General features: G+C 71.7%; 15 protein-coding genes. 2 read left to right on the top strand and 13 right to left on the bottom strand.

What is annotated here, in order from left to right; all coding sequences use genetic code 11:
- Positions 1 to 3 precede the first annotated feature (3 nt).
- Positions 4 to 1128 carry a glycosyltransferase family 4 protein gene (locus tag VZL07_RS29715; RefSeq protein WP_426751256.1) on the top strand — a complete coding sequence of 375 codons (1125 nt, stop codon included), beginning with the start codon at positions 4 to 6 and terminating at the stop codon, positions 1126 to 1128.
- A 90-nt stretch (positions 1129 to 1218) separates the two neighbouring features.
- Here the strand turns inward: VZL07_RS29715 and VZL07_RS29710 are convergent, their stop codons facing one another.
- The 13 genes from VZL07_RS29710 to VZL07_RS29650 all read right to left on the bottom strand — a co-directional run bounded on the left by VZL07_RS29710 (position 1219) and on the right by VZL07_RS29650 (position 21074).
- Positions 1219 to 2544 (bottom strand): O-antigen ligase family protein, encoded by a 1326-nt coding sequence (locus VZL07_RS29710; protein ID WP_426751255.1) that lies wholly within the window; start codon positions 2542 to 2544, stop codon positions 1219 to 1221.
- A 1-nt stretch (position 2545) separates the two neighbouring features.
- Entirely contained in the window at positions 2546 to 3661 is a 1116-nt protein-coding gene (locus tag VZL07_RS29705; protein WP_426751254.1) for an LptF/LptG family permease, read from the bottom strand.
- Positions 3658 to 4770, bottom strand: coding sequence for an LptF/LptG family permease (locus tag VZL07_RS29700; RefSeq protein ID WP_426751253.1), 1113 nt, complete (start codon positions 4768 to 4770; stop codon positions 3658 to 3660). Before VZL07_RS29700 ends, VZL07_RS29705 begins: the two co-directional genes overlap by 4 nt.
- A complete protein-coding gene (gene purD, locus VZL07_RS29695; RefSeq protein ID WP_426751252.1) occupies positions 4767 to 6032 on the bottom strand; it encodes a phosphoribosylamine--glycine ligase in 1266 nt (421 codons plus the stop codon). Before purD ends, VZL07_RS29700 begins: the two co-directional genes overlap by 4 nt.
- 1 nt (position 6033) lies before the next feature.
- Positions 6034 to 8874 carry a tetratricopeptide repeat protein gene (locus VZL07_RS29690; protein ID WP_426751251.1) on the bottom strand — a complete coding sequence of 947 codons (2841 nt, stop codon included), beginning with the start codon at positions 8872 to 8874 and terminating at the stop codon, positions 6034 to 6036.
- Between the two features lie 5 nt (positions 8875 to 8879).
- Positions 8880 to 10424: a bifunctional phosphoribosylaminoimidazolecarboxamide formyltransferase/IMP cyclohydrolase gene (purH, locus tag VZL07_RS29685; protein WP_426751249.1), complete on the bottom strand. Its 1545-nt coding sequence runs from the start codon at positions 10422 to 10424 to the stop codon at positions 8880 to 8882.
- A gap of 105 nt (positions 10425 to 10529) precedes the next feature.
- Positions 10530 to 11021, bottom strand: coding sequence for a sigma factor-like helix-turn-helix DNA-binding protein (locus tag VZL07_RS29680; protein ID WP_426751248.1), 492 nt, complete (start codon positions 11019 to 11021; stop codon positions 10530 to 10532).
- A 42-nt stretch (positions 11022 to 11063) separates the two neighbouring features.
- Positions 11064 to 11588 carry a MerR family transcriptional regulator gene (locus tag VZL07_RS29675; protein WP_426751246.1) on the bottom strand — a complete coding sequence of 175 codons (525 nt, stop codon included), beginning with the start codon at positions 11586 to 11588 and terminating at the stop codon, positions 11064 to 11066.
- A gap of 288 nt (positions 11589 to 11876) precedes the next feature.
- On the bottom strand, positions 11877 to 14351 hold the full coding sequence (locus VZL07_RS29670) for a protein kinase domain-containing protein (protein WP_426751244.1): 2475 nt from the start codon (positions 14349 to 14351) through the stop codon (positions 11877 to 11879).
- Positions 14352 to 14370: 19 nt separating this feature from the next.
- Positions 14371 to 16683, bottom strand: coding sequence for a protein kinase domain-containing protein (locus VZL07_RS29665; protein WP_426751242.1), 2313 nt, complete (start codon positions 16681 to 16683; stop codon positions 14371 to 14373).
- Positions 16684 to 16811: 128 nt separating this feature from the next.
- Complete coding sequence (locus VZL07_RS29660; protein WP_426751241.1) at positions 16812 to 17198, bottom strand: hypothetical protein; 387 nt, start codon at positions 17196 to 17198, stop codon at positions 16812 to 16814.
- A 108-nt stretch (positions 17199 to 17306) separates the two neighbouring features.
- Positions 17307 to 20273, bottom strand: coding sequence for a choice-of-anchor D domain-containing protein (locus tag VZL07_RS29655; RefSeq protein ID WP_426751240.1), 2967 nt, complete (start codon positions 20271 to 20273; stop codon positions 17307 to 17309).
- Positions 20274 to 20429: 156 nt separating this feature from the next.
- Complete coding sequence (locus VZL07_RS29650) at positions 20430 to 21074, bottom strand: CDP-alcohol phosphatidyltransferase family protein (protein WP_426751239.1); 645 nt, start codon at positions 21072 to 21074, stop codon at positions 20430 to 20432.
- A gap of 145 nt (positions 21075 to 21219) precedes the next feature.
- Between VZL07_RS29650 and VZL07_RS29645 the strand changes: the two genes are divergently transcribed.
- Positions 21220 to 23757: an acylase gene (locus VZL07_RS29645; protein ID WP_426751238.1), complete on the top strand. Its 2538-nt coding sequence runs from the start codon at positions 21220 to 21222 to the stop codon at positions 23755 to 23757.
- Positions 23758 to 23798: the final 41 nt, after the last annotated feature.

Below are 23798 nucleotides of genomic sequence, written 5' to 3'. Positions count from 1 at the left end.
TGCGTGTGGTACGCGAGGGCCGTGGCTCACGTCCTCCTCGACCTGCGCATGGTGCGCGGCCGGCTGCATGGGATTGCCCGTTACGCCCTGGAGCTGGCGCGGCGGATGCCGGCGCTCGCGCCCGATCTGCGCTTCTCCGCCCTGGTGCCGCCAGAAGGGCTCTCGCGCGGGCTCGGAGCGCTCACGCCGCGCATGCCGCTGCACCGCTCGCTGGCGGGCTTTCTGTCACCTCTTGAACAGCCGGCGCTCACGGCGGACCTGGTGCGGCTGGCCCCGGACGCGTTCCACGCGACGTCGTTCTCCCTGCCACTCTTCTGGAGCGGGCGGCTGGTGGCCACGCTCCACGACGCCAACCACCTGGCCCTGGCGGACCAGTACACGCCCGCGCAGGCCATCTACTACCGCGCGGTGGTGGGGCCACGCGCGAGGCGGGCCACGGCGCTCATCACCGTGTCCGACTTCTCGCGGGACGAAATCGCCCGGCACCTGGAGCTGTCGCCCTATCGCCTCCAGGTGATTCACAACGGCGTGGAGGCCCGCTTCCAGCCGCCCACCCAGGCCGAAGCCACGGCGTTCCGCGCCCGGCATGAGCTGCCAGCGCGCTACCTGGCGGCGGTGGGCAACGCGAAGCGGTTCAAGAACCTGGCGCTGCTGAAGGACTTCGCCGCCGAGCTGCCCGTCCCGGTGGTGCTGCTCGCGGGCAAGGGCGCGGTGGCGCACGAGCTGGGCCTGCACGAGAACGTGCTCGACCTGGAGGAGCTGCCCGAGGACGAGATGCCGCTCTTCTATGGCGCGGCATCGGCGCTCCTGTTGCCATCGCGGTACGAGGGCTTCGGCCTGCCCGCGCTGGAAGCCATGGCCACGGGCTGCCCGGTGCTCGCGTCGGACGCGTCCGCCCTGCCCGAGGTGGTGGGCAACGCGGCGCTGAAGCTTCCGCCGGACGACCCGGCCGCGTGGCGCGAAGCGGCGCTGCGCGTGCTTCGGGACGAGCCGCTGCGCCGCGAGCTGGTGGAGCTCGGACGGGAGCGCGTGGCGCACTTCAACTGGGACGACTGCGCCCGCCGCACGCTCGCTGTCTACCGGCGGGCGTTGGAAGCGCCCTCTCCCGGCGGCGCTCGCGGCCGTTAGCAGCACCGATGGTGGCGGGCCCGCTCGGCGACAGGCCGCCCACGGCGCCGAGCCTGGCCGCCCCGCCACGGCACGCCCGCGCCCCGTCATTCACGGCGCGGCACCGGGAGCGCCCGGCAGTCCGACGAGCGGCTCCCGCACCGCCCTGCCCCGAAGGACGTCGCTGCCCTCACACAAGCCCAGGCCCCAGACGAGCGAGAAGGACAGGTACACGCTGGAGTGGAACGGCAGGTAATGCACCAGGGCCAGGGTGTGGAACCCCACCCACGACAGCAGCGCGCCGGTGGCCGCGAGCGAGCCCTCCCGATAGCGGCGGATGAGCGCCCGCGCCAGCAGGCCATGCACCGCCAGCATCAACAGCAAACCCACGAGGCCCGTCTCCGCCCATACCGTCAGCCACAGGTTGTGGGAGTCCGTGGCCAGCAGGTCCGTGATGCCCGTCTCGTCCTGCGTGGCCAGCGCCGCGGGCTTGTGGTTGCCGAACCCCACGCCCGTCAGCGGGTGCTCGCGCACCAGGCTCCAGCCCACGGACATGGCGTGCTCGCGCTCACCGCCGTAGATGTTGCCCAGGGCCTTCTCCATGCGCGCGCGCCACGCCGGCGTGAGCGACACCACCACCACCAGCACGGCGACCAGCACCAGCCCCACCCGCCGCGCGGCGCCCTGGACCAGCAGCAGCAACGCCAGCACGCTGACCAGCAGGGCCGCCCCCAGCGCCGCGCGCGCGAAGGCGTTGTAGACGGAGATGAGCATCCCCATCACCACCGCGCCCGCGAGCATGCGCCGCCGCGCCTGCTCCGCGCCGCCCAGCACCGACAGCGCGGGCCCGAGCGCCGCGATGGCCCCGTGAGCGAAGCGCAGCCGGTGCGAGAAGAAGCCGCCCGCGGCGTAACGCGGAGACTCCTCCGTGCCGAAGTTCTCGTGCAGCCGTCCCAGGTTCAGCTTGAGGAAGGCGGGCAGCTCCACCGACCAGCGCACCCGGTTCTGGAAGATGCCCAGCAGCGAGGCCAGCAGCCAGCCCCCCGCGAGGACCCCGGCCAGCAGCAGCCACGGCACGCCCACGGTGCCCAGGCACGCCGCCGCGGCGCCCGCGAGCGAGTCCAGCACCTGGCCATAGCGCGAGCTGCGAGGCCACGCCTCCGCGGCCCCCGTGAGCAGGGCCACCGCGGGCGACACCGCCTGCCACGCGCACAACCCCAGGCTGGCCACCGCGTACGCCCGCACGTCCGGCGCCAGTTGGAGCTTGCCTCGCGTCAGCAGCAGCACCGCCAGCAGCACCGCCGCGCCCGTCGCGACCTGGAGGACCACCTCCGCCAGCACCAGCCCCACGGTCCACATCACGAGCACGCCCGTGACGGCGCGACGCCAGCGCAAGTCCAGCGGAAGCTCGGACGCGGTTCCCATGAGCGCCGCCACGCTATCTCACCAGCAACCCGCGCCGTGGCAGCGGCAGCAGCCCCTCCCGCTGCAGCCACACCGCGCCCGCGATGAGGGCCAGCAGGAAGGTGGGCGCCCAGGCGGCGACCACCGGCGGCAACCGCTCGGTGAGCACCAGGGTCCGGCACACCATCATCAGACCCCACATGGCCACGGCGGTCAGCAGGCCTTCAATGATGGCCGCGGTGAGGTGGCCTCGGCGGTTGGCGCGCAGGGCCAGCCCCACGCCCAGCAGCGCCGCGGGGAAGGCCGCCATCGGGTAGGCGAAGCGGTTTTGCAGCGCCAGCTCGAACTGCTTCGTCGCCAGACCCACGTCCCGGCGCGCCTCGATCTGCTCCCGCAGCTCGGACGCGCGCATCTGCTCCGGGCGCCCCGGGCGGATGCGAAAGGCGGTGACGGCCACGCCCAGGTCGTAGACGGCCTCCGGGAACTGCTGCACGCGCGTCTTCCCCTCGCCTTCGAAGGTGCGCTCCACCACGTCCGTGAGGCGCCAGCGCATGCCCTCCACGGGGAACATGCCAGACGCATCCAGGCGCCGCCGCAAATCGAATGACTCCGTCACGGTGAAGACGGATACGTCCTGGAAGCCCTCCTGGGCGCTGCCCCCTCGGAGGAAGAAGATGTTCTCCCCGCGCCGGAACCACTGCTTGGGGGTGTAATAGAAGCGCCAGTCGCCCCACTTGTTGAAGCGCTGGGTGGTGATTTCATCCACGCGCCGGCCCGAGTACGTCGCCACCCGCTCGTCGAAGGCCACCAGGCCCACGCACGCGACGAAGGACGCCACCAGGATGGGCAGGTACAGCGCGGACGGGCCGAACGTCAGGGCCCGGATGGCCGTCACCTCTCCCTGCTTGCGCAGCGCCGACACGGTGGTGCCCGCCGCCAGCAGCAACGCCGCCGGGCCGAGCTGCTGCACCGCCATCATCGCCTTGTAGAAGTAGAGCTCCGCCGCGTCCAGGGCCCAGCCCGGCCCCGTGTACAGCTTCGCGCGGTCCACGAAGTCCACCACCACGAAGACGAGCACCAGCCCCGCCAGGATGCCCAGGGCGTAGCGCACGTAGGTGCGGAGCACATAGGCGAAGAGCGTGCCCCTCATTTGACCGTCCCCGAGCGGCTCACGCGGTACAGCGCCACCAGCCCCACCGCGACGAACGTCAGGTTGGCCATCTGCCCCGCCAGCCCCACGGGCATCTGGCCCTTCTGTCCCATCTGCTCGAAGACGCGGCTCAGCAGGTAGTAGAGGACGTAGCCGCCCAGCGTCAGCAGGTAGCCCCACGCCCTGCCGCCCTGACGTCGCCCCATGGCCAGCGGCGTGCCCAGCAGCGCGAAGGCGATGGGCGCCAGCGCGTTGCCCAGCCGGCTGTGCAGCGCCATCCGGAACAGGCGCGAGTCCCCGCCCGTCGCGTCCGCCTCGCGGGCCGCCTCCATCAGCTCGGCGGGCGTCAGCTCCTCGCGCGAGAAGGAGAAGCGGCCACGCTTGCCCATGGACGCGCCCACACCCACGCTGATCTCCGCCTGGTCGAACCGGATGACGCTGTACGCCTCCTCCTCACGGCCGGCGGAGCGGTGCACCTCGCCCTCCTCCAGCGCGAAGCGAAGCACCTCGCCGCTGGTGGACGTGCCCACCTGCCCCCGATTCGACAGCACCAGCAGCGGCGAGTTCGCCTCCCGGTCATCGTGCAGCAGCACGTTGGTCCATTTGCCGTCGGCGGATACGTGCTCCGCGTACAGCGTCAGGTCACTGAGGTCCTCGTAGAAGACGCCGGACTTCACGTCGCCCACGGCGTTCTTCCGGATGACCTCGCTCACCAGCACCTTGAGGCTCGACAGGCCCCAGGGCTGGGCCGTGGAGGTAATCACCAGCATCAGCAGGCTGAGCGCCACGGCGATGCCCAGCGGCGCGGCCACCAGGCGGACGGGCCCGATGCCCATCGCCTGGAGCGCGGTGAGCTCCCGGTCCTCGCCCAGCCGCCCCAGTCCCAGGAGGATGGCCAGCAGGAAGGCGATGGGCAGCGCCATCATCAGGAAGTGCGGCGCCAGGTAGGCGAGCAGCCGCACCATGTCCCCCAGCGTCACCGACGAGCCCAGCAGCACGTCCGTGCCCCGCAGGAACTGCATGACGAAGAGCAGCAGGAACATGAACGCCACCCACACGCCGAGCGGGACCAGCAGCTCCCTGAGCAGGTAGCGGGACAGGCGGTTCACGGGGAAGCCTTCAGCCCTCGCGCGCCGATGTCCCGGCGGAAGTGCATGCCCTCGAAGCGCACCGCGGCGGCCGCCGCGTAGGCCCGCTCCCGTGCGCGCGCCAGGTCCTCACCGCGCGCGCACACCGTCAGCACCCGGCCTCCCGCCGTCACCAGCCCCCCGTCGCGCGCCTCCACGCCCGCGAGGAACACCGTGGCGTCCGATGGCACCGCGTCCAGTCCGTCGATGCGCTGGCCCTTCTCCGGTGCATCCGGGTAGCCCCGCGCCGCCAGCACCACGCCCACCGAAGCCCCCGGCGCCGACACCAGCGTCCGCGGCTCCAGCGTGCCTTTCGCGCACGCATCCAGCAGCGGCAGCAGGTCTTCACCGAGCTGCATCATCAACACCTGCGTCTCCGGGTCACCGAAGCGGGCATTGAACTCCAGCACCTTCGGCCCACTTCGCGTGAGCATCAACCCCGCATACAGCACACCCCGGAAGGGAATTCCGCGGCGGCGCAGCACGGCCAGCGTTGGAGCGACCACGCGCTCTCCCACTTCGGCGAGCTGCGCGGCGGACAGGAACGGCGCCGGGCTGTAGGCGCCCATGCCGCCCGTGTTGGGACCGGTATCGCCCTCGCCCACCCGCTTGTGGTCCTGGGACAGCGGCAGCATGGCGTAGCGCTCGCCGTCGCACAGCGCCATGGCGGAGACCTCCTCGCCCTCCAGCAGCTCCTCCAGGACCATCGTCTGGCCCGCCACGCCCATGGCGCCCACGGCGCGAACCGCCGCGCGCGCGGCCTCCACGTCGTGGGCCACGATGACGCCCTTGCCCGCGGCCAGGCCGTCCGCCTTGACGACGATGCGGCCCTGCGCCACCGCGTAGGCCTCCGCCGCCGCCACGTCCGTGAAGGTGCGGAACGCCGCGGTGGGCACGCCCGCCTCGGCCATGATTTCCTTCGCGAAGGCCTTGGAGCCCTCGATGCGGGCGCCCGCCGCCACCGGGCCGAAGCACGGAATGCCCACGCCCGCCAGCGCGTCCGCGACGCCCGCGACCAGCGGCGCCTCGGGACCCACCACCACCAGGTCCACCGCCTCGCGCTTCGCGAACGCCGCCACGTCCTCCGGCGAGTCCGCGCGCAGCGGCACGTTGGTGCCCACCTTCGCCGTCCCCGGGTTGCCCGGACCACACAGGAGCTGAGTCAACCGGGGACTCTGCGACAGCTTCCACGCGAGCGCGTGCTCACGGCCACCGGAACCGAGCAGCAGGACCTTCACATCCACCTCACCGTTCCAACAGGTAGAGCATCCGCTTCGCGGGGAGGTACGCCGGGTCCAACCCCACCACCTTCACCAGGGTGTCGCGCGCCGCGCCCTTGCCCTGCGGCGCCTCCAGCTGCGCCAGCCGCGCCTGGGCCGACAACAGCGTCGGCGCCAGCGCCAGCGCGTCCCGGAGCGCGCGCTTGGCCGGCTCGACCTGCCTGGCCTCCGCGAGCGCCAGCCCCAGCGCCAGATGGGCCACCGGCTGCTGCCGTCCCGCCGCAGCGGCCCGCTCCCCCAGGCGCCGCGCGTCCGCCGTCGCGCGACGCTCCAGGGCGATGAGCGAGCGGTACGCCAGGGCACCAGCGTTGTTCGCGTCCACCTCCAGCACGCTGCGCAGGTGCCGCTCGGCGGTGTCGAACTGGTGCTGGTGGAAGCGCAGGAGCCCCTCGTACAGCAGCGGGGACGGGTCCTCGGGCCCCTCGGCGAGCGCGAGGATGACGCCCTCCACGCCCTCCACCGTCTCGCGCGGCCGCAGCCAGTACGCGGACATGACGGGCCGCGGCTCCAACCGGAGCGGGTCCGACTGCAGCGCCTGGTGCAGCGCGCGGAACGCGTCGTCCCGGCGCTTCGCGCTCGCCGCGGCCACCCCCGCCAGCAGCTGCGCGTCCAGCCGCCGCGAGTCCAGCTTCGCCGCGGCCTGGAACGCCTCCAGCGCCTCCTGCGGCTTCTTCTCCAGCAGGAGCAACCGGCCCTCGAGCACCTTCTCCAGCGCGCCGTCCTCGAGCTGCCCGCGGAAGCCGGGCAGCCGCGCCCGGGCCTTCTCCGCATCACGGCGGCCCAGCGCCACCATGAAGAGCTGGAGGTGGGCCTCGGGCAGGTCCTCCACCAGCTGGAGGGCCTCCTCGGCCGCCTTCACCGCCGCGTCCGTGCTGCCGGCGGTTCGCTCCGCGGCCGCGAGGTGCACGAGCACCTCGGCCACCTCGGGCTCGTCATAGCGGGCGCGGTTCTTCAGCAAGGCGCGCAGGTCACGCACCGCGCCCGACGCGTTGCCTTCCGACTGGTACCGCAGCATCGCCAGCGGCAACAGCGCGCGCAGCTCACCGGGCTCCGCCTTCACGCGCGCCTCGTACAGCTTGCGCGCCTCCGCGGGCTCGCCGACCTCCTGGTAGATGCGGGCGGTGAGCCCCAGGCTGTCCCAGTCCTTCGGGTGCGTCTCCAGGCGCTTCAGCAGGGTGTCCAGCGCGGCGGAGTACTCACCGCCCGACGCGTGCGCCAGCGCGCGGTAGTAGTGCAGGCGCTTGATGTCCGGCGACAGCTTCTGCGCGGAGTCGAAGTGGCTGCGCGCCAGCTCCCGCGAGGACGACAGCCACGTGCGGCCCAGCACGAGGTGGGCCTCGGCCTTCTGCGCGTCCGGGAGCTCCGCGCGGGCGAGCAGCTCCTCGGCCAGCGGACGCGCCTGCTCCGGCTGGCCCGAGCGGGCCAGGAGCAGGTTCGCATGCGCCAGCAGCAGCGGCGCCGTGCGCCCCGACCGGGACTCGGCCGCCGTCAGCAGCGCGCGGGCCTCCTGGAACGTCGCGTCGTCCATGCGCGCGCCACGCCCCAGCGCCAGCGCCTGCACGTAGCCGGCGATGGCCGCGTCGCTGGTCGGGTCCAGCAGCAACGCCTGCTGGAAGGACTCCTCCGCCTCCGAGTACGCGAAGCGCTCGTCGCGGGCGAGCTGCTGCTGCCCCTCCGCGAGCCGCTCCGCGCTGGTGCCGGTAATCTCCAGGAACTTGAGCTTCCAGCGCGGCAGCACCGCCTGCACCGCGTCCGGAATGGCCGGCGCGGGCGGAGGGCCGGCGTTGCGACGCGCGTCCTCGGAATGCTGCTGGTACAGCACGTAGCCGCCCACGCCGCCCCCCACGAGGACGAGCCCCACGAGGCCCGCCACGAGCGCGCCCTTCCCGCCTCGCGAGCGCCCCGCGGCCGGCGGCTGCGCGGGACCGATTCTCGAAGGCGAACCCCGCGCGCCGCTGCGAGGTTCGGCCCCGAGCTGCGGCACGGACGTGCGCACGCCGCTGCGCGGCTCCGGCCCCATGTCCGGGATGATGTCCGTGCTGATGGGGACGCGCGCGCCCCCACGGGACTCGGAGCCAGCACCGGGCGGGGGCTGGGCGCCGGAGGACGCGGCGCCGCCACCCAGGTCCGTCATCGGCGGCAGGAAGTCCGCGTTGCCCGCTGCCGCCGGGCGGCTCGCCGGGGCTGGAGGCACCTGCGCGGCGCCGGGCTGCCGGCAATCGTCACACACGCCCAGCGCCTGGTCGAAGGAGTCCGTCAGCGGCTTCTGGCAGACGCGGCACCCCGTGGTCGCCGGCTTCGGCGCCGCGGCGGCCTTCGGAGGCCGGGCCGGTGCCTGCTCCGTGCCCGGCGGCGCGGCCGGCGGGGGCCCCAGGAAGTCGAGCAGCGGGTCATCCACCGCGGGCCGGCCACTGCTCGGAGCGGGCGAGCCCAGGTCCGCGAAGGGGTCCACCGGCGGCGAAGAGGCCGGCGCAGGCGACGGCAGCGCGCCGACGTCGCCGAACAGGTCCGAGGCCGGCGCCGCCCCGCCACCCGGAGCGGGCCTGGCGGGGGCGGCCGCTGGCGGCGGCGCACCGAAGTCCCCGAAGAGGTCGTCCGCGGGATTCGCGGCGGGCGCCCCGCTGGAAACGGGCGTCAGGGTGACGGGCGCCTGGGGCTGCGGCGCCGCAGCGGGCGCGGCCGAAGGATCGCGCCGGACCAGCTGGAGGTTCCGGCAGCGGGGACATTGCGCGCGAACGCCCTTGGCGGTGATGAGCTTGTCATCAATCGCGTAGGCGGCCGCGCATTTCTGACAGACGATGCGCATGGGGCTCAGTGCCGGAAGTGTCGCACTCCCGTCAGCACCATGGCCATCCCATGTTCGTCCGCGGCGGCAATCAACTCCGCGTCACGGACCGAGCCGCCGGGCTGTACGACACAGGTCGCCCCCGCCCGGGCCGCCTCGTCCAGCCCGTCCCGGAAGGGGAAGAAGGCGTCGGAGGCCACGGCGCTCCCCCGCAGAGCCGCCCCGCCGCGCTGCATCGCGATGCGGACCGAGTCCACCCGGTTCGTCTGCCCGCCGCCCTGCGCCAGCAACCGGTCCTCGGAGGCGAAAACAATCGCGTTGCTCTTGACGTGCTTGCACACCTTCCAGGCGAAGCGCATGGCCCGCTCCTCCTCCGGTGTGGGCGCTCGTTTGGACACCACCTTCCAGGACAGCGGCGGCTCCACCGCGTCCCGGTCCATCAGCACCATCCCGCCGGACACGCTGCGGGCGTCCAGCTGGGCCCGCGGCCGGGCCTGGGGGCTGGCCAGCGCGGGGCCCGCCTCCAGCAGCCGTAGGTTCTTCTTCGCCGACAGCACCTGGAGCGCCTCGGCCGAGTAGGACGGCGCGATGACCGCCTCCAGGAACGTCTCCGCCATGGCCTGGGCCGTGGCCGCGTCCACCTCGCGGTTGAGCGCCACGATGCCTCCGAAGGCGGAGACCTCGTCCACCGCGCGGGCCGTGCGGTAGGCCTTCTCCAGCGAGCCGTCCACCGCCACGCCGCAGGGCGTGTTGTGCTTGATGATGACCGCGGCGGGCGCCTCGGGGAACTCGAGCAGCAGCCCCAGCGCCGCGTCCAGGTCGAGGATGTTGTTGTACGAGAGCTCCTTGCCCTGCAGCACCCTGGAGAAGGCGACCGTCGGCTCCTGCGGCGCGGAGTGCTCGCGGTAGAAGGCCCCGCGCTGGTGGGGGTTCTCGCCGTAGCGCAGGTCCTGCGCCTTCTGGAACGCCAGCGACAGCTCGCCCGGGAACGGCTCACCCGCCTGCGCGGAAAGCCACGCGGAGATGGAGGCGTCGTAGGCCGCCGTGTGCGCGAAGGCCTTGCGCATCAACTTGCGCCGCGTGTCCTCGCTCACCGACTGCTGCTGCTCCAGCTCCGCCAGCACCGCCGGGTAGTCCTCCGGGTCCACCACCACCGAGACGTGCCGGAAGTTCTTCGCGGACGCGCGCACCATGGCGGGTCCGCCGATGTCGATTTGCTCGATGACGTCCGGCTCCGCGGCGCCCGAGGCCACCGTCTGCCGGAAGGGATACAGGTTCACCGCGACCAGGGAGATGGGCTCGATGCCGTGGGCCTTCATCTCCTCACGGTCCGCCTCCAGCTCCAGCCGCCCCAGGATGCCGCCGTGGATGCGCGGGTGGAGCGTCTTCACGCGGCCACCCAGAATCTCGGGGCTCTGCGTGTGCTCGGAGACCTTCGTGACGGGCACCCCCGCGCCCTTGAGCGCCTCGAGCGTGCCCCCGGTGGACAACAGCCGGAAGCCCAGACGGACGAGCCCCTGGGCGAAGGGAACCAGACCTCGCTTATCGGAAACGCTGAGGAGAGCCAGCACGTGTGGGCCTCGGTGTGCGGGAAGCGGCGGTAGTAGCAACCACCTCCAGGGGTGTCAACGCAACACGTCGGCCCTCCGTTTGCGGGTGGAAACCCACCCGATGCATCAGGGCTTGCGCGCCGAAACCGGCGGCTCGGCCTCGGTGGCCTCACGCAGCTTCATCAGGCCGCGCGTCTCCACCTGGCGGATGCGCTCGCGGGTGAGGTTCATGATCTCCCCCACCTCCTCGAGCGTGATGCCGCCCTTCTCCGCCACGTCCAGGGCACAGGTGTGCTCCAGCTCCCAGATCTCCTTGTCCGGGAAGTTGAGCTTGATGGACCCCGTCTCCGGATTCACGTCCAGATAGAGGTTGTGCTTGCAGGAGACGAAGTTGCACGGCCGGGGGCCATTGACGCAGTCCGCCCGGGTCCGGGGGCGCGTGTCGTCCATCTGCTTCAGCAGCTCGGCCTCTTCAGGGTCCACCTGCCCCGTGAGGCGGCGCCTCCGCAGGTCGCGCGCCATCTCCTTGCGCGACATGGTCTTGGAACGGCGGCGCTCCTGCGCCTGGTCCGATTCCTGGTCTCCCCCCTCCTCCTGTAGCTGCTTCACTTCCGACATGTCCCCTCCACGTGAGGCCAGTCTACCCGGTTCCCGGGTATTCTATTGCGAACGGATCGTTTCGTCTGCGCGTGCGGTCACGGCGCTACCCAGCCGGGCGACATCCCGGACCAGATCCTGCGCTCTTTGCCGCAAGGTTGCCAACTGTGCCTCGAGCGAACGCCGATGCTCCCCCCCAAAGGCGCGGTCCCCCAGCTCCTCCTGGAACCCGTCCAGGACTCCCGTAAGGTCCCGTTCCAACTGGTCGATGTTGTTGCTGTGGAAGACGTAGGACCGCTTGATGTCCTCCAGGGTGTGCCCCTCCGCCATCATCTTCTTGATGACATTGATGCGGCGCACCGCTTCCACCGGGTAGAGCCCACGGCTCCCCTGGTGCTTTCCCTTCCGGCCCACCCGGCGACTCCTGGGTAGCAGGCCCGCCTGCACGTACTTCCGGAACGTCGCCTCCGACAGGCGCACGCCCCGCGGCCGGAAGATTTCCAGGATGGCGCTCGCGGGCAGGCCGCCCGCGTTCTCGCGCTCGATCCGAGCAATCTCCTCAGGAGCCAGCAGGTCCATGGATTCCATTGAATATAATCCACTGAATGGGGGCCACTGAGTGCCAGAGTCGACCGCCGGGTGTCAAGGCAGACCACCAGGCAGGCGGGCGTTCGCGGACGAATCGCTCGTCAGCGGACACGCGACGCGAGAGGTAGGAGGAGGTGGTTCTGGAGCCCGGTCGCCGGTGACGTTCAGGACCGGACGTTGGGCATGAGGAGGCCCGCGGCCATGCCGGGACGGCACGCCGCGACCTGGGGTTTAGCGGGAGTGATCAGCCCCAGAAGCTGGGGCCTCGTGGGGCACGCGGCCGCGGGCTCAGCGGCCCCGCGGGGCGCGGAACTCGCGGCTCACGGTGCCGCCCGCCGTGACGGTGACGTCGTAGCGCCGCTCACCGGCGGGGTGCTGGAACACGAGCTTGTGGACACCGGCTGGCAGCCGGTACGAGGCGCGCCCGGTCACCTCGCCCATGCGCTTGCCGTTGATGAACACGGTGGCGTAGGGCGCGGCCTGAATCTGGAGGGTGCCGCTGGCCGGCGCGGCGCGCTCCGTCTCCTGGACCTCCTCCGCGGCGGGCGGGGCGTCGTCGGCCGGAGCGTTTGCCGCGGCGAGCACTTCCTCGCGCATCAGCCCATCCACCTCGGCTTCGGAGTCAGAGGCACCTGGGTTCGCCGGCCCCCCTCCCCCGGTGTCCGACTTCACCTCCGAGCCCCCGGAGGGCGCGGCGGCGAGGGCCTCGGACGTGGAGGGCGCGGTCGTCTCCGGACGCGTCTTCTCAGCCTCCGGAGCGATGGGGGTGGACGCTTGCGGCACGGGGGCGGGAGGCGGCTCGGACCGAGCGCGCAGCAGGGCGACGCCGCCCCCGACGACGGCGAGCCCCAGTGCCACGGAGAGCCCCATCCCCCACGAGCGGCGCGATGGGGACGGAGCACCGGGAACGGGACCGGGTGCGCCGGAAGCGGAGGCAACAGCAGGCTGGCCACCGGAAGGACGGTGCACAGCCATTGGCCGCGGCTCCGGCTCCGTGGTCGAAGCGGTGTCGACCTCGTCGTCATCCTCGTCGTCCCACGTCCCCGCCAGCCCCAGGCCGCCCACGGGTTTCGGAGGCGACGCGACGGCGGGGAAGCCCTCGGGGCGACTGGGAGTCCGCGCTCCGGGCGCCCTCACCGCACGAGCGTCCGAGCCGCTTGTGTCCATGAGCTGCCGGCCCTCACCGGCCACCTGCGCGGCATCGCGGTCTGAAGGCGACGTGGGCACCGCTCCGTCCACCAGGGACACACCGTCCGGCCGGCTCGGGCGCCGCGGCGCCGCGGGCATGGACGCCCCTTCCGTCTGCGCAGAGACGATGGATGCTCCCGCCACGGGCCGGCCATCCGTCCGCCCCGACGCGCCGGCGGCGGCTCCGGAAAACTCGGCCACCCGTGCCGAAGCACCGGAGGCGGACATCCCCGGTCGTCCATCGGTCCGCTCCGAAGCGACACCCTCGGCTCCGGCCAGCCCGTCCACCCGCGCCGAAGGACTGGAGTCGGACACGCCAGGCTGTCCATCCAGCCGCGGATGTGCCCCTTGCGCGGCGCCACTCCGGGGCACGGGTGACGAAGCCACCGCGGGCAGCGGCATCATCGGCGTGGCCATGGGCGGCAGCGGCGCCGAGGCCACCGCGACGTCCTCGCCACGGCGCGGCAGCACGAAGGTCGGGGCGTTGACGTCCTCGTCCGGCGACGTCGGCAGCGCCAGTCCACTGCGGCCGGGGGGCGCCATCACCGCGGTGGGCTCGCGCGGCACCGCCACCGCGCCCGCCACGGCGCCCGGCACCTGCTCCCCCTCCACCACGTGCGTGCGCTCCTGCACCGTCGGAATCGCCTGGGTGAGGCTGGTGGGAAACAGCCGCCGCATGAAGGCGCTCAGGTCCGTGTCGTCCACGGACGTCGCATGCGTCAGCACGCACTGGGCCAGGGCGCGCTCGAGCTCGGCCGCGGTCTGGAAACGCAGCGCGGGGTCCCGCTCCAGCGCCCGCACCACGGCGGCGTCCAGGTCCGCGGGCACGTCGGGATTGAGCCGGGCCGGCGGCGGAATGGCGCTCTGCTGCACCGCGCGCAGCACCGCCACCTCGGAGTCCCCGTCGAAGAGCCGGCCGCCGGTGAGCATCTCCCAGAGCACCACGCCCAGCGCGAAGATGTCCGTGCGCGCGTCCACGGCCTCGCCCCGGGCCTGCTCGGGCGACATGTACGCGAACTTGCCCTTCAGCACGCCGGGCTGCGTGAGCTTGTTGCCCGCCTTGGCGATACCGAAGTCCGTCAGCTTCACCGCCCCGTCGAAGGACAGCAGCACGTTGTGTGGCGTGACGTCCCGGTGCACCAGGTCCAGCGGCTGCCCGTTCACCCGGAGGCGGTGGGCGTAGTGCAAGCCCCGGGCGACCTCGGCGCCGATGTGCGCCACCAGCATCGGCGGCACGGGCTCCATCAGCTCCTTGCCGCGCTTGCGCAGCTCCCACAACGAGCAGCCGCGCACGTACTCCATGGCCAGGTAGTACGTGTCCTCGTGCTTGTCGAAGTCGAAGATCTGGACGACGTTCGCGTGGTTGAGCCGCGAGGCCAGCCGCGCCTCCGCGATGAACATCCCGACGAACTCAGGGTCGCTCGCGAGGAACGCACGCACCCGCTTGATGACGACTTCCTTCTCGAAGCCCTCCGCGCCGCGCGCCGTGCACAAGTAGATTTCCGCCATGCCGCCCTCGGCGAGCTTGCGGCGGACGACATACTTGCCGATGTGAGTGCCGGCTTCGAGCGTCACGGGAGAATCCAAGGCATGGCTATTCGAACTTCACGCTCACCACGTTGAGGTCGATGGGCTTGACCTCGATACGTCGGCTGAACGTCTTCTTGAGGTCGGAGTTGTCGAACCGGCAGTCGTAGGTGCCCACGCGAAGCTCCACGGCCTCGAAGGGCGTCTCGCCCAGCCGCTTGCCTCCGCACGTCACCACGGCCCAGGGGTGGACGACGAACCGGACCCGGGCCGTGCGCGTCTCCTGACGGGGCTCGTGCCGGACGGGACGCTCCCGCACCACCGCTGCCGCCGGACGCGTCTCCGGCTCCGACTCCAGGACGAAACGCGTCACCTGCTCGGCGTCCTCGCCCACCGTCACGGTGCGCGACTGCGCCTGGTAGCGCTCGGCCTCCACCCGCACGGCCACCTGCTTTCCCACCGCCGTGTCCAGCACCACCGGGCTTCCCACCTGACGCTGGCCGTTCACGAACACCGCCGCGTCCGCCGGCTGCGTCTCGATGCGCAGCCGCACCGGCGCGGGCGTCGCCTCCGCGTGCGGCTGGGGGACCACGGGGGGCGGCTGCAGCTCGGTCGGCGTCACCGTCGGCGCCCCGGCCGTGTCCGGCACCAGCGCGGGCGCCACCGACTCGGGCGGCAACGGCATGGGCACCGGCCCGCGCGGCGTCCACGACCAGAACACCACGACCGCCGCCGCCACCAGGAGCAGGCCCAGGCCCACGTACAGCCACGGCGTGGTGCTCGCCGCCGCGGGAGGCCGCTTCGCCGGACGCGACATCCCCAGGGACAAGGTGGGCGCGTCCTCCTCGAGCGGCTCGCCATCAGCCAGCGGAATCACCACGCGCGCGGGCCGCGAATGGTCCGGCATCGCGATGGTGGGCGCGTCCTCCTCCACGACGAACCCACCCCGGACCTGCGAGCGGCTTCCCGCCCGGGCATCCACCGTGGGCGCGTCCTCGTCGTCCATCCCCCCCACGTCGAAGCGCCCCGTGCCCAGCCCCGGCCGAGGCGCGCCCCGCGGGTCCGTGGGCGCCGCGGCGGCCCCGCCCAGCTTCACGTCCGTCAGCGTCACCCGCGCGGGCGCGCGCACGTCCACCGTGGGCGCATCCTCCTCCACCGGCGGAGTCGGCAGCGGCGGCAGCACGCCCATGCCGGAGCGCGACGGGCGCTCGGGGTCCACCGCGCGCCGCTGCCCCGTCAGGCGCGGGGCCGGCTTCTCCGGCTCTAGCTCGAAGCGGCCCGTCCGGGCGGCGGGACGCGGGCGCAGCGCCGCCGTCGCGTCATCTTCCGGCGACAGGGGCGGCGGACGCGGTGGCAGCGCGGGCCGCAGCCCCGTCCGGCGCGGCGGGGCCTCCTGCCGGGAGGACCCGGAATCGGACTCCTCGCCCCACACCTCACCCGCCCGGGACTCCTCGGCCAGCCGCTCCGCGAAGACGGCCTTCATGAAGGCGGACAGGTCCGCGGACGACGCGGGCAGCTGGCGCGCGCTCAGCCAGTCCTCCAGCGCGTGCTGGAGCTGCGCCGCCTCCTGGTAGCGCTCCGACGTGTCCTTCGCGAGCGCCTTGAGCACGATGGCGTCCAGGTCCGCCGGGACGCGCGTCGTCACCTGCGAGGGCGGAATGACGCGGCACTCGGACACCGCCGTCAGCGTCTGGATGTCGTTGGGGCGCTTGAACAGGCGGGTGCCGGTGAGCAGCTCGTACAGCACGATACCCAGCGCGAAGATGTCGGAGCGGCAATCCACGCGCAGGCCGGCCGCCTGCTCCGGCGACATGTACGAGTACTTGCCCTTCAGCACCCCGGAGCGCGTCACCGTGGCCTGGTCCGCCGCCTTGGCGATGCCGAAGTCCACCACCTTCACCCCACCCTCGAACGTCACCAGGATGTTCTGCGGGGAGACGTCGCGGTGGACGATGCCCAGCGGGCGGCCCGTCGTCGGGTCCGTGCGCTTGTGCGCGTAGTCCAGCCCGGCACAGGCCTCGATGAGGATGCGGCACACCAGCGGCACCGGCAGCGGCTGCCCCATCAGCTCCGACTGCTTCCACAGCCGGCGCAGGTCGTCGCCGTGGATGTACTCCATGGCGATGAAGAAGGAGTCGTCCTGGGCCCCCAGGTCGAAAATCTGCACCACGTTGGGGTGGTTGAGCCGGGCGGCGATGCGCGCCTCGTCCAGGAACATCTTGACGAAGTCGTCGTTCTCCGCGAGGTGCGGGAGGATCCGCTTGACCACCACCCGCTTGTCGGGCTCCGCCCCCTGAGGCCGCGCAAGGTAGATCTGCGCCATCCCGCCCGTGGCGAGACGCTTCAGGAGCTGGTACCTGCCATAGGTTTCGATGGACACGGCGACCTGACCGGCCCCTGGACAACCACCCTCAAGTGGCCCCGAGTTCCGGGCGCGGGAAGGACCCGAGCGTAAGCGCACCGGGAATGAGGGTCAAACCCCCAAGCGCCCCGGAAACCGCCTTTTGGCTATCTCCGGGCGGCCCGCACCTCGCGGGTCTCCCGCATCAGCGCCTCCAGCTCGTCCAGGTGCCGCTTCAGCACCGGCATCAGCACCGGGGCGGCGTCCACCCGGTCGAACAGGTCGAGGACGCGGTCCACCTGGCGCTCGATTTCCCCGGCCCGCGCCGGACTGATACGCCGCAGCAGCAGGTCCGCCCCGGCCTCCATCAGCACCCGGGCCACGGCGTCCCGCGAGGCGAGCGGCTCCTCCCTCCGCTGCCCCTCTCCCCGGATGACGCGCAAGCCCGGGGCCTTTCGCGCGGGGCGGGCGGCGCTCGTCATCGTTGCGTCGAAGTCTTGGGAGTTCACCGGGTGCCTCCTCGGCAGCTGCAGGTACGACCTCAGGGTACACACCGCGAGGTGACCTCCAATTTTCTGGTCATCCGCACAGGGGGAAGCAGACCTGTAGCACCGGGGACTGACACCACTGTCGAGGGCCGGATGCCCGGCCCTTCCACTGCGCTACATCGCGTCGCAGGAGCGCCGGTAGTGGATGGCGATGCGCGTCCCCGCGGCCGGCACCGTGTCGAACACCACGCTGTTGGTGGCGGCGTCGTAGGTCCAGCCCGTGGTGACAGGCGTGCCATTCACGCTCACCGTCACGCTGCCCGGCTCGGGTACGTCACTGAGCGGGAAGCGCTCCTGCGCGGAGAAGGCCTTGTCGCCCACGGCCTGGAGCAGCGGCCGGTAGTCCTCCGCGCAGACGCTCACCACCTCGCCTCCCGTGCGAGCGGTGGCCTCCGCGTAGCGCGTGCCAGCACCACCGGCGGTGGCGCAGCCGCTGGCGGGCGGGGCGATGGCGTAGAACGTCGCGCGCTGCGGCTGATTCTGGCCCTTGAGCTGCTGGGCCCATGACACATAGGTGTCCACCGCGTCCGGCGAGTGGTCATCCTCGTCGCTGACGAAGAGCACCACCAGCGCGGCCTCCTCCCGCAGGAAGCCGGCGTTGCCGTCGTTGGGCAGCGGCGTGCGCGGGTCGTCCGCGTTGTTCACCAGCGGCTGGGACAGCGCGCGGCGCATGGCCTCGAAGCCCTGCTCCACCTCCGCGCACTGGCCCACCTGCACGCTCTGCTGGAGCTGCTGGGCCAGGTTCGGCGTCGCGCTCGTGAGGATGCGCGGCAGGGAGTTGTCCACCGGGAAGAAGCGGCCCGCCTCCCCGCCCTCCGCGTCGCCCGGGCACGCATTGGCCGGGTCCGGCGGCGTCACCGGGTGGATGCCCGTCGTCGTCACCGCCACGTTCAGGCTCACGCCCCGGTCCAGCGCCGTCTGCACGAAGGTGGGGATGGCGTCCACCAGCCGCGGGTGCTCCACGGCCATGGAGGCGGTGTTGTCCACCACCAGCAGCACGTCCACCTTGCTCACGTCCTGCTGGACGAACGTGTCCGTCTTCTCCACCCGCATCGACGACTCACCCACCAGCGGAATCATCAGCGGCGCCGGCAGATCACTGCTGCCCACGTACAGCGGCGACAGGTTCATGCCCGACACCATGCCGAAGTACTCCACGCCCACCGTGAAGGCCTCGTTGGGCGGCAGCAGGAAGGGAATGGGGTCGGGCACCGACGTCAGGCCGAACTCCGCGTCCGTGGTCCCCGGGCCAATCCACACGTCGTTCACCGCCACCGGCGCGGCGCAGGCATTGAGGAAGTTCACCTCCATGGGCTCGGCGGGGCAGTCCGGCCGCGCCACGCCCCAGTCCATGTAGCGGCGCGACGCCACCAGGCACACCGCCTGCGTGTTGGCCACCAGCGGCACCAGCAGCACCGGGTTGGCCGGCTGCATCTGCTCGATTTGAACGGTGCCGGTGAAGTGGCCGCCCGCCACCGGCGCCATGAAGGCCACCTGGAAGCTGAAGTAGTCGCCCGGATACAGGATACCGCCGTAGAGGTCGCCGCCCGGCAGGGTGAAGACACCGCCGCCATCATCGCGCAGGCGGATGTTCTTCACCGGGCAGAGGTCCATGCCTCGGTTCTCCAGCTTGAGGCCCAGCACCGCGCCCTGTCCGGGCGGGATGGTGCCGAAGTCCAGCGCTTGCGGCGTGAGCGTCAGCTCGCAGGGCGCATGCGCCTCCGTGTTGCCGCGGAAGTCCATCTGCACCGTGGCGGCGGAGAAGGCATTGGTCGTCATCACCAGCGAGCCCTCGGCCGCGCGCAGCTCGGTGGGCTCGTAGAAGACCTCGAGGTTGACCTCGCCGCCCGGCGGCAGCGTCACGGGCAGCGCCAGCGGCGTGTGGTTGAACTGCGCCGCCCCCCCCTGCTGCGGCAGCCACTCCAGGGTGTTGATGGTGAGCCCACCCTCGTTGGACGCGCCGCAGTTCTTCACGTTGATGACGACGCGCACCTTCGCACCCAGCGGCTGCGTGCCGAAGTCATGGAAGGACGGCGATACGCACAGCTCGGGCGCGCCGCCATAGCCGCGCAGCTCCACCGGCGTCGTCGGGTGGCGGCGGCTCTCCACGTGGTACAGCGCCGTGTCCTGCGCCGCGCCCTGGTGGTCCGGGCTGTAGCGGAAGGTGAAGGTGCGGACCTCTCCCGGCTGCAGCACGAAGGGGAAGCCGCCGTTGTTATGCGTGAAGGACGCGTCGCGGCCCTCCAGCGTCAGCTGTGTCACCGTCACCGGCTCGGTGCTGATGTTGCGGATGGCCGACTCGCGCACCGCGTCCCGGTCCACCGGCACCGCGCCGAAGTCCAGCACCGTCGGCTCGGCCACCACCGCGCGCTCCAGCGCCTCGGCGGCCACCTGCACCGTCACGTCCGCGCAGCCACGGCAGGGCGACACCGCCAGCGCCACCTGCTTTCGTCCCACGCGCACCGGACTGAACGTCACCATGAGCTCGCGGCTCTCACCGGGCGCCAGCGTCACCGGCGCCACGCTGAACTCGTCGCGGTCCGCGCCCACCAGGCGCGGCGACACGTCCACGGGCAGCTCCGTGGGATTCTCGAGCCGCAGCGGCAAGGTCTTCGTGGCGTCCGCCTCGATGCGGCCGAAGTCCAGCCGCCGCGGCGACAGGCGGGCCCAGGCGTCCACACCATGGCCCGTCAAGGGGATGCGCAGGAGCGGCTCGATGCGCGTATCCGAGCGCACCACCAGCACCGCGGGCTGCGCGCCCTCCGTGGGCGGCGCGAAGCGCACGCGCAGCGAGCACGCGCTCCCCGGCTGGAGGCTGTGTGGCCCTTCATGCGTGAACTCGGCGCGGTAGGAGCCCTCCGGCCCCTCCACCCAGACCTCGTTCACGTCGACGCGGGCCCGCCCCACGTTGCGCAGCGAGATCTCCGCCTCGCGCGCATCGAAGATGGCCACCTTCTGGAAGTCGACGCCACCGGGCGTTGCCGTCAGCCGCCCGTCCGCGAGCGTCGACCGTTCGCGATCAGCACAACCGGCAAGCAGCCCCACCACCGCGAGGGCCAACCAGCCCCAGCGCCCCGTCATGGCCCACTCCTTCCCCACTACCATCGACCTTGGTCGCCACTCGCCCCACAGGGAGGACGGCGGAAGTAACGGTGGCGAAGCTAGGCACCCACTCCAGGGTGGGCAACCAGCCATGAATGGGTAAGCCTGCGCCCTGGGGTGAGGCGCTGTCCGGTATCAAATCTTCGGGATGCGCAATGTCTTACTGATCATCGCGCTGCCGCTCGCCACATACATCAACACCAACGGATGCAGCGTCAGCGGCCCCAGGCGCCACACGCCGCCCCAGAGGTCCGGGCCGATACGGCCCGCCCACGTCGCCGCGGCCATCACCATCACCAGCGCCAGGCTGGTGGGGATGGGCGTGCCCTCGAAGTACTTCACCTTCCCCGTTTCATCCGACAGGTCCGCCGAGGTGACGTTGAAGCGCGCCAGCCGGCTGATGCCACACGCCACGAAATAGAGGAGCGCCGCCACGTCCAGCGAGCCGCGCATGCCCACGGCGAAGCCCAGCGCCGCTGGCGCCATGCCGAAGGAGATGACGTCCGCCAGCGAGTCGAGATCCGCGCCAAGCGGCGACTTCTTGAAGCGCCACCGCGCGATGCGCCCGTCCATGACGTCCATGACCAGCGCCACCGGCATCAGCCAGAAGGCCACCCACAGCCAGTCCACATCCCCCGACGCCAGGTACTGCATCGAGGCCAGGATGGCGCCCGCCCCCGCGAAGCCATTGCCCAGCGTCACGAAGTCAGCGAGCACGAACGTGCGAATCATCGAGAAGTGGCGGCGCGGGCGGCGCGCACGGGGCGGCTCGGTCGACATATGCGCGACGTCCTACCACACCCCTCCCGCGCCGCCGGTAGCACGTTCTTGCCACAGTGCGTTGTGCCCGGCGGCGTGAGAAATCATCCAGTTTCAGAAAGCTTTTGACGGTGTGATCAACCCCTCCCTACGCTCTCGCACTGTCATGCACTCAAATCTCTCATCGCCCTTCCGGCGCGGTGTGTTCCAACGACCTCGGAACACCCGCTGGCAGCTCACCCTCACCGCGGGCCTGGGCCTGCTCCTCACCACCGCGTGTGGCGGCCGCGACAACAACGTCCAGGGGATTCCCCTGCCTTCGCCGCACCCGCCACCCACCCCCAAGCCCACGTATGAGGTCACCATCCGCCGCACCGCCCACGGCGTGCCGCACATCACCGGCAAGGACATGGGCAGCGTGGCGTATGGCAATGGCTTCGCCTTCGCTCAGGATCACGTCTGCATCCTCTCGGATCAGATCGTCAAGGTCCGTGGTGAGCGCGCCCAATACCTGGGCATGGGCCCGGGCAATACCTACGCGGCCAGCGACTTCGCCTACCGTGCCCTCGGCCTCCATGAGCGCGCCGGGGCGGAGCTAAGCCAGCAGCCCGCCAACCTCCAGGCGATGCTCAAGGGCTACGCCGCCGGCTACAATCGCTATCTCGAAGAGACGCCCAAGGATCAGCTCCCCGCGCCCTGCACCAACGCGGAGTGGGTGAAGCCCATCTCCGACGTGGACCTGCTCGCCTACGCCTACAGCGTGGCGCTGACGGGCAGCAGCTACCAGCTCATCCTCCCCATCGCCGCCGCGACGCCGCCCGAGGTGACCCCGACCACCGTCGGCCTGCCGGACCGGGAATACGTCAAGGTCCAGCGGCCAGAGCTGAGCCAAGTGGGCAGCAACGGCTGGGCCATTGGCCGCGACCGCACCGCCACCGGCCACGGCATGGTGGTGGCCAATCCGCACTTCCCCTGGGAGGGCGAGCTGAAGCTGTGGGAGAGCCACCTCATTGTCCCGGGTGAGCTGGACATCTATGGCGTGGGCCTGCTCGGCGTGCCCGCGGTGCTCATCGGCTTCAACAACGACGTGGCCTGGACGCACACCTTCTCGTCCGGCCAGCGCATGACGCTGTACGGGCTCCAGCTCGTGCCGGGCAAGCCGACCTCGTACATGTACGACGGCGCCGAGCGGGAGATGACCTGGAAGGACGTCACCATCCAGGTGCGGCAGGACGACGGCACGCTCGTCGAGGTCCCCCGGCGCATGTACTTCAGCCACTACGGCCCCATCATCTCCATCCCCGGCATGGCGGAGTGGACCGAGCAGTCGGTGCTCACCTTCCGGGACGCCAACCTGGAGAACCGCACCCTGCTGTCGCAGTTCCTGGGCATGAACCAGGCGCGAAGCCTGGAAGAGTTCAAGGCCGTCTACGCGCGTGAGCAGGGCATCCCCTGGGTCAACACCATGGCGGCGGACCGCGCGGGCAACACCTGGTACGCGGACGCCGCGCCCACGCCGAACCTGTCGCCCGTGGCGCAGGCCACCTGGAACGCCGCCCGCCAGGGCGCCGACCCCGCCACCACTCTCATCTGGCAGCAGATGGGCCTGGTGCTGCTGGACGGCAGCAACAAGGAGAACGAGTGGCAGGAGGTCGAGGGGGCCCGCAGCCCGGGGCTGGTGCCTTTCAGCCAGGTGCCCCAGTTGGACCGCACCGACTTCGTCTTCAACGCCAACGACAGCTACTGGCTGGCCAACCCCGCCGCGCCGCTCACGGGCTTCTCGCCCATGCACGGCCTGGAAGACGTGCCCCAGACGCCGCGCACGCGCCTCAACGCGGTGATGCTCACCGAGGTTCGCGAGGGCGGCGCGTCCGGCGCCGACGGCAAGTTCACCCGCACCGAGCTGCAGGACGCCATCCTCAACAACCGGGGCATGATGGCCGAGCTCCTCCTCGACGACGTGGTGGCCCGCTGCACCGGCCAGACGACGGTGCCCTACCAGGGCGGCACCGTGGACATCAGCCAGGCGTGCGCGCTGCTGGCCCAGTGGGACCGGCGCTATGACGTGGACAGCGTGGGCGCCATCATCTGGCGCGAGTTCGTGGGCTCGTACCCCATTGGGCAGCTCCAGAACAGCCCGGCGCTGTACACCCAGCCCTTCGACCCGGCCGACCCCATCGCCACGCCCCACACCCTGGCGCCTGCCCCGGCAGAGGGCGAGGACCCGGTGCTGACGAACCTGGCCCGGGCGGTGACGATGCTGACCAACGCCGGGCTCGCGCTGGACCTCCCGCTGGGCGAGGCGCAGTTCACCCCGCGCGTGGCGGGCGAGCGCATCCCCCTCCACGGCGCCACCAACTACGACGGCGCGGCGAACATCGTCGGCTTCGGCACGCTCAAGTCCACCGCCCCCGACGCGGAGTACAACAGCGCCACGCGCGAGGTCATCAACTCGCGCACCGGCCTGAGCCGCGGTGGCTACATCATCAACAACGGCAGCAGCTTCATCATGGCCATGGAGTTCACGCCCACCGGCGTGCAGGCCAGCGCCGTGCTGACCTACAGCGAGTCCAGCGACCCGGCCTCGCCGTACTACGCGGACCAGACGCGGCTGTACTCCCAGAAGCAGTGGCGGCCCATCCTCTTCTCCGCCGAGGAGATCGCCGCCGCGCCGGCCGAGGAGCTCACGCTCACCGGCGACTGAGGTCCTCCGGCCCCCGATTCGTCGGGGGCCGGACACCCTCC

Source organism: Pseudomyxococcus flavus, assembly GCF_050038885.1.
Taxonomy (GTDB): domain Bacteria; phylum Myxococcota; class Myxococcia; order Myxococcales; family Myxococcaceae; genus Myxococcus; species Myxococcus flavus.
This window is presented reverse-complemented; position numbering and strand designations above follow the sequence as displayed.

Bases quoted from the DNA above. Each gene is read 5' to 3' on its own strand.
- VZL07_RS29650 (WP_426751239.1), bottom strand. From the start codon at position 21,074: ATGTCGACCGAGCCGCCCCGTGCGCGCCGCCCGCGCCGCCACTTCTCG.
- VZL07_RS29680 (WP_426751248.1), bottom strand. From the start codon at position 11,021: ATGTCGGAAGTGAAGCAGCTACAGGAGGAGGGGGGAGACCAGGAATCG.
- VZL07_RS29705 (WP_426751254.1), bottom strand. From the start codon at position 3,661: ATGAGGGGCACGCTCTTCGCCTATGTGCTCCGCACCTACGTGCGCTAC.
- VZL07_RS29690 (WP_426751251.1), bottom strand. From the start codon at position 8,874: ATGCGCATCGTCTGTCAGAAATGCGCGGCCGCCTACGCGATTGATGAC.
- VZL07_RS29675 (WP_426751246.1), bottom strand. From the start codon at position 11,588: ATGGAATCCATGGACCTGCTGGCTCCTGAGGAGATTGCTCGGATCGAG.
- VZL07_RS29655 (WP_426751240.1), bottom strand. From the start codon at position 20,273: ATGACGGGGCGCTGGGGCTGGTTGGCCCTCGCGGTGGTGGGGCTGCTT.
- VZL07_RS29645 (WP_426751238.1), top strand. From the start codon at position 21,220: ATGCACTCAAATCTCTCATCGCCCTTCCGGCGCGGTGTGTTCCAACGA.